6 protein-coding genes are annotated in these 6097 nt (G+C 32.5%); 1 reads left to right on the top strand and 5 read right to left on the bottom strand.

Annotated features, from left to right (window positions below; translation table 11 throughout):
* Window positions 1-178: 178 nt before the first annotated feature.
* The 5 genes from EA412_00750 to EA412_00730 all read right to left on the bottom strand — a co-directional run bounded on the left by EA412_00750 (window position 179) and on the right by EA412_00730 (window position 4700).
* Window positions 179-412, bottom strand: a complete 234-nt coding sequence (locus tag EA412_00750; protein ID TVR83699.1) for a hypothetical protein — start codon at window positions 410-412, stop codon at window positions 179-181.
* Between the two features lie 202 nt (window positions 413-614).
* Entirely contained in the window at window positions 615-1589 is a 975-nt protein-coding gene (locus EA412_00745) for a T9SS C-terminal target domain-containing protein (protein ID TVR83698.1), read from the bottom strand.
* Window positions 1590-1812: 223 nt separating this feature from the next.
* Entirely contained in the window at window positions 1813-2040 is a 228-nt protein-coding gene (locus EA412_00740; GenBank protein TVR83697.1) for a DUF4926 domain-containing protein, read from the bottom strand.
* Window positions 2041-2056: 16 nt separating this feature from the next.
* Entirely contained in the window at window positions 2057-2392 is a 336-nt protein-coding gene (locus tag EA412_00735) for a hypothetical protein (GenBank protein ID TVR83696.1), read from the bottom strand.
* 400 nt (window positions 2393-2792) lie between these two features.
* Window positions 2793-4700: a hypothetical protein gene (locus tag EA412_00730; protein TVR83695.1), complete on the bottom strand. Its 1908-nt coding sequence runs from the start codon at window positions 4698-4700 to the stop codon at window positions 2793-2795.
* Between the two features lie 388 nt (window positions 4701-5088).
* Here EA412_00730 and EA412_00725 point away from each other — a divergent pair, with 388 nt between their 5' ends.
* Entirely contained in the window at window positions 5089-5835 is a 747-nt protein-coding gene (locus tag EA412_00725; GenBank protein TVR83694.1) for a class I SAM-dependent methyltransferase, read from the top strand.
* Window positions 5836-6097: the final 262 nt, after the last annotated feature.

Below are 6097 nucleotides of genomic sequence, written 5' to 3'. Positions count from 1 at the left end.
TGATGAATGCCAAAGAATGGTTTCAGGGAGCCGAAATGCATATCAGGCATCATTTTCTACAAAAGAAACGGCTGGAGAAGTTTCTTGATAAGGGGTGAAATAGTTTTTATTTAAAAAATGGTATTATTTCTCTGATTCGCTATTCCTATATTGTAACAACGGATAAAAAGACTATTTATCAATTATACTTGTTTTTCATATCTTCATGACTAAGCAATTGATCTGGGTTTTCACTTTCTTCTAATGCCAAAAAAAGTTCATTTTGCTCTTTTTCAGTAAGCCTTTGCCACAATTGACCATCTTTAGCGGAAACTCTTTTTTTCATTAATTCGTAAAAATCGGATAGCAGTTTTTTATTGTCTACAGAATCAATTAATTTATGGAAATCTTTTTTGAGTTTTATGGTATTCATCTTGTATCCTTTTTACAAATTTAATCAATTTTAGTCTATCTAAAATCAGGTTTTTTGTAATAAATCGTTTTGCTTCTGTCCCAAAGGTGAATCTCTTGAATACCCTCCGACTGAAAACTACCATCACACTAAAGTTAGAAATATAGGATAACTAATCTGTAAATTCTTTTAATTTTTGCAACTCTTGATAATTTAAGCCACCTTAGCGCGACCCAATTACCACTTTGCTTTTACCAAGGAGTTGGTCATCAGAATATATTCTGATGATGTACATTCCTTTTGAAAGGCCACTTAATAATAATGTATGATGAGCATCACTTACTGACTCGCTTTTCACCAACTTACCGGACATATCATGTAAATACATTGTCAATGGATAATCAAAATTTTCACTTGCTTCTATATTAAGTTTGTTAAATGCAGGGTTTGGATAAAAATGGACTCCCCCTTGATTTTTCTCTAAAACTTCCTCAACGGAAACGACAAAAATAGTATCTTCACATGGAAAATCTATTGTCCCTTGAAAAGTACCCAAAGCATCACTTTCAAAACTTCTAAGTCCGGAAATATCCGTATGGCTTATCATATTCACGCAATAAAATTCTGAAGTGGGGAAAGGGCTTACCAAACTACCAACATTTTCGACAATTGTTCCTAAAAGATTTGTTGTTATACGAGTGAGAGCAATTCCATTTTGCATAATCGTATCTTTTGATAAAACTTCAACCTCTAACATCACAGGAGGAGTATGTGCAACCATTGAGGTATCACAGGGTAAATGGATTTCCCATTTATCACCGGGGTTTAAATCAAGATCGTAATACAAAACAAAAGAATCCAGAACTGTATTGTACCAATAGACCTGATTCCCATCTTTGTATAGCAAAGCCACTGAGTCCATTCTATAATACCCATATGTTTGATTTGTGCTTACGGCAGCCTGAATATCTATGACAGAGGCATGTTTTCCGTGCAAAATTGTATCACCAACAACTTCTATTGAAATCGGATAATGAATAACTTTAAATTCCGGAGGTGGAAAACCGGACGGATAGATTGGGGCGTTGTAACACCATTCAGAACCTATTGGTGCCAGAGGTTCTCCTGTTTGAGCAAAAAGAAAAGAGTTAAAATTACAACACAGAAATATGACTACTATTGATTTTATTAGTTGCATATCAGTTTTTTTAAAAGAATTAAAAATATCTATTTAGAACGAATACTTTTTGAATATTCATAGTAAATATACGTAATTTTTTTTAAATACCTTAATTGCAACCAAATGTATTTTTTTATATACCGTAAGTAAATAATTTAAATGACTTCCGGCTGATTTTGTAAATTTATACTTTCGGATTACAAACCCTAAAGAGCAGAATACAACAGTCATATCAGAAAAATCAAGCAATCTTCCGGATATGAATAATTTCTTTTTTGCCGTGAGATGGCCTGATTTGAGGGGGATTTAGTTTTAAAAGAGCAATCGTTGATCCGTCAGTACTGGTAAATTCAACCTCATAAGCTTTTCCATTTTCATAAATGAAAACAACTGTTCCAACATCTCCTTTAACAAGTTGATAATCAGGAAAGTCAAAAGTTAAAACTACTGTATCAAGCTCTTTAATCATTTTTGTTGCTTTATGGTTAATTTAACGGATATATTGTTATTAAAGTTGCAATTTCTGTATTTTTCAAAACCATCCAAACAGTTCTGAGGCTTAATTTTACTTTTTTCTTACTTATTATGATACCATCTACAATGAATTTTATACCAAATTCATTTTTCTCTACATGATTTACCTTATGCTCGTTAACCAGTTGGCGAATTTTACGAATAAATAAATTTTTAATGGATAGATCAAAGCCATACCGCTTTAAAACTTTGGCTTTATGCCTTCCAACTGGATGTTCATGTGATAACAGATAATTATCTATTTTACTATCTGATATAAATAACTTATATTTTTCAGTTAAAATCATATTATACTCAGCTGCATAATTATACAAAATATTAACCGGTTTTTAAAAAAAGTCATAAACCCTTCCATTAATTGAATCTTAAACGTTTTTACATTTAACTGTTAGTCAACGTGTTATTATCTCTCGTATCCCTTGAATGCATCTGAGGAAAAATATTGGGTTAAAAATTATCATATTACTAAATTACTCAAAAATCTAAGGAGTCTACATTAGCATGCAATAGTTTGAATTGCTAATTGATTTTATCAAAAAAATTGTAATGGTAAACAAAAGCTAATTATAATGGAGTAAATTAAAACTTTGCTATGTAACTTAACAAAGTTAATCCTTCCAATCAATCAACACATTTTCAAATGAATGCTATGAAAATTTGTTTTAATTACATGTTTTCTAAAGTCTTTCATTTTTCAACATGATACAATTCCATAAAATTTGAAATAATACCCGAAAAAACACTGTCAACTCCCAAACCTGTCCCGCAAACAATTGACCCGCATGAAAAAGTAGCTACCTTATCACGTGGAATAAAAACCATTTCAGCACCTCCATTATCCGGGTTTTGGCCTTTTGCAATTTTTTCTGCATTTTCATGAAAACCTGCTATCATTTTGTCTGTTTCTACGCCACTAATTGCTCTTCCATTCATGCCTTTTTCACCGAAAATTCCATCTTCCGGTATATTTAAGCCTTGCAGCAAGCGATGACTTTTATTTTTAACCTGATAAGGTGCGTATGTGCCATAACCGCTTTCTGTAAAAGCAACACCTAAAACCCTCGCCTCAGAAGTTAAAATATTGCGCCATAATCCTCCCGGTTCATCAGTGTTTTCAAAAAAATCACCGCATTTGCGCGTTTCCATTGTTTGAAAATCATCATGCCATTTAATTTTCCAGTAAAGCTGGTTTCCTCCCAATGAAATTAAGTTCGCTGCATCAGTGAGATTAACCAAATTGCTGAACATAGCCGGGGAAAAATATTCAGCATGCTGCGCAATAACAATAGTTGAATAACCGGCTAATTTTCCAGGACTAGCTTCCAAAAAAAAGTCCGGATATACCGATGCATTATAGTGTTCATCAAACCACTTAAAAATATGATAGAGCGCAAAAAAGTCATGACTCAATACAGATGAGTCAAAACCAATTGAAGTAATTGGCCTGTTAACCGAAACAAAGTTAACATCATTTAAATCAATAGCATTTCGGTATAATGATTTACCGCCATAAGCATTGTAAGCATGCCATGTGCTGAGCGGCGCCAGAATAGCAACAGTATTTTCATCCGTATAACCATTAATTACGATGGGCACCTTAAAACTGTGTTCATTCTGCTTTAAAACAAATACATAAAAACCCTCACCAAATTGATCAGCTGCAACTGAAAATGTATCTTTTTCAAATGTAAAATGATTTATGTCTTTTAAAATATAATCCCCAATCAACTGTTTTACATGCACTTCATAAGACTTATCGTTTAGCCTTTCAGTAAAAACTTCAATCCGGTCATTTATACTAAAAAACATCCCGGGAGTATAGCCTGCGATTTGTCGCTTATCCATCGCTTCCTTATCGTGAAGGAACCTCACAGAGGGATGGTGTACATCTTCTCGATAAGCTTTCAGTTGTGCATATAATTTTCCTGTGTCGTAATTTTCTATATGTTGCTCAAAGGTGTTTTTAAACTGTTGGTAATTTGTTCCCTTGTATAAAAACAAAGGCTCTAAATACTCTCTTTTAGCATAATCCAAAATATCCTGAACAGCTAAGGGTTTAAAATGCCGAATATGGAAATCCTGTAAAATCTGATAAGTAAGTGAAAGAAAAATATCATCCGGCAAACTTTCCGTTTCATTGAATTGTAGCTTAGTGACGGTAAGACTATCTGCTAAATTAATGTTCGAACCGATATTGTAGGCAAAAAACTGAATTGTTGTTCCATCTAATTCATCCGGTATTCGAATTCTCAATCTGATTTGCTGCCAATCTCCTATACTTTTTATTTTTCTGTTTGCCTCACTGTAAAAATCATGCTCACCTGACACAGCAAGCTTGAGCAGCGGGTCACCGCCCAATCTGAAAACACTTGCTTCATAGATTTCTCCTTTTTTCACTCCGGAAATTGGAGTATTTAACGAAAAAGGATTTTGCTGATCAAGCTTAACGGCATATTGCCCGGAAAGGCTCAGGCTATCAGTAAGCTGCCACTCGTGATTTTTAGTATAATCCGGATCGCTGATAAATGTTTGCTCCTTTTGACTGCATGATGTAAAAACAAGAATGAATACGAAAAGAAAATAAAATCGGCACATAGCATTTTTTTAGTCGTGCTGGCTGTATTATTCACAGCCACAAATTTATAAACTAAAATTAATCATTTTTTATAAAGTGATTCTGTTTGTGATGTTTTTATTTAATAAAGGCTTTTATATCTACTTGATTTGTAGAGGGGATGTGAGGTTTTATTGAGAGTAAAAGTGCCAGAAAGTTAGACAATATAATGCTCTAGAAGATGGAGGTGGTGGGTTACAGTCTAATTTTGAATAAAAAAATATACGTCAAAGTTTCAGAGAAGAAGTAGTAATGGTATATTTGAATGTAAATAGTGTGCGATAAGCAAAGAAAAACTATTACAAAAAAGCCACTTGAAAAAGGACTAATCAAGCAGTAAGTATTGGTAAAATCAAAAATCTTTAAAAATTGAAAAAGAACTTAGAAGATTTAAAACTCATTGTTCAAAATGGAGTTTCAGACAATGAATCTATAAATAACTGGGCAGTTAATTACTATGACCAATTTTTAGAAAGGTTTATCGAAGATATAGAGTTAGTTGAAAAGTATTCACCAAAGAATGGTCATATACTTGATATAGGCAGTGCTCCATTTTATACTACCTACTTGTTAAGAGAAAAAGGTTTTCAAATTCAAGCAATTGATATTAATCCTGAAAACTATAAGCCATTTATAAACCAAACCGGTTTAGAAGTACATAAAACAAATATAGAAACTGAAAAATTGCCTTTTGAAGACTCTACTTTTGATGTCATTTTGTTTAGTGAAGTATTTGAACATCTTCGAATTGATTTGATAAATACAATGAGTGAATTCAAACGGGTTCTTAAACCGGGTGGAATTCTGCTATTATCAACTCCTAATTTTTTCGAGATAGAAAAGCTATTTAATTTAATATTCAAAGGAAGAACTGCGCCTATTTATGAAGAATATAAGCTACTTCAGGAACATGGGTTTATGGGACATGTTAGGGAGTATACAGCAAAAGATGTAAAAATTTTTATGGAGAAACTTGGTTACCAATGCCTGAAGACTCATTACAGAGGCAAAGCTCCGTTTAATAAAGGCATAAAAAGATATATGAGAGCATTTGTACACAGAATTTTTCCTAGGTTCAGAAAATGGTTTTTATTGGTATTGAAGAATGAAAAATAATACTTCAAGAATTTTTACTTTTTTTGAGCTGCTACATGCATTGTTAATTCATTAATGTGTTTTGCATTGATTATATCTTCATAAAACAAGGGACGTAACAAATGCGTATTGGAATATCTCAATAAGACTAATGTGAATTACTTTTATAAATTTTCAGGTTGCACATATATCGAGTCAGTAAATTTGCTTAGAAAAAAACATTCATACTCTTCAGTACAAAATTTACACTGCTAAAAACAGGAAATCAAGTAAAAGTAAATTT

The organism is Chitinophagaceae bacterium (genome assembly GCA_007695095.1).
Lineage (GTDB): Bacteria > Bacteroidota > Bacteroidia > Chitinophagales > REEL01 > REEL01.
The sequence above is the reverse complement of the archived record's forward strand: the minus strand, read 5'-3'. Positions and strand labels throughout refer to the sequence as shown.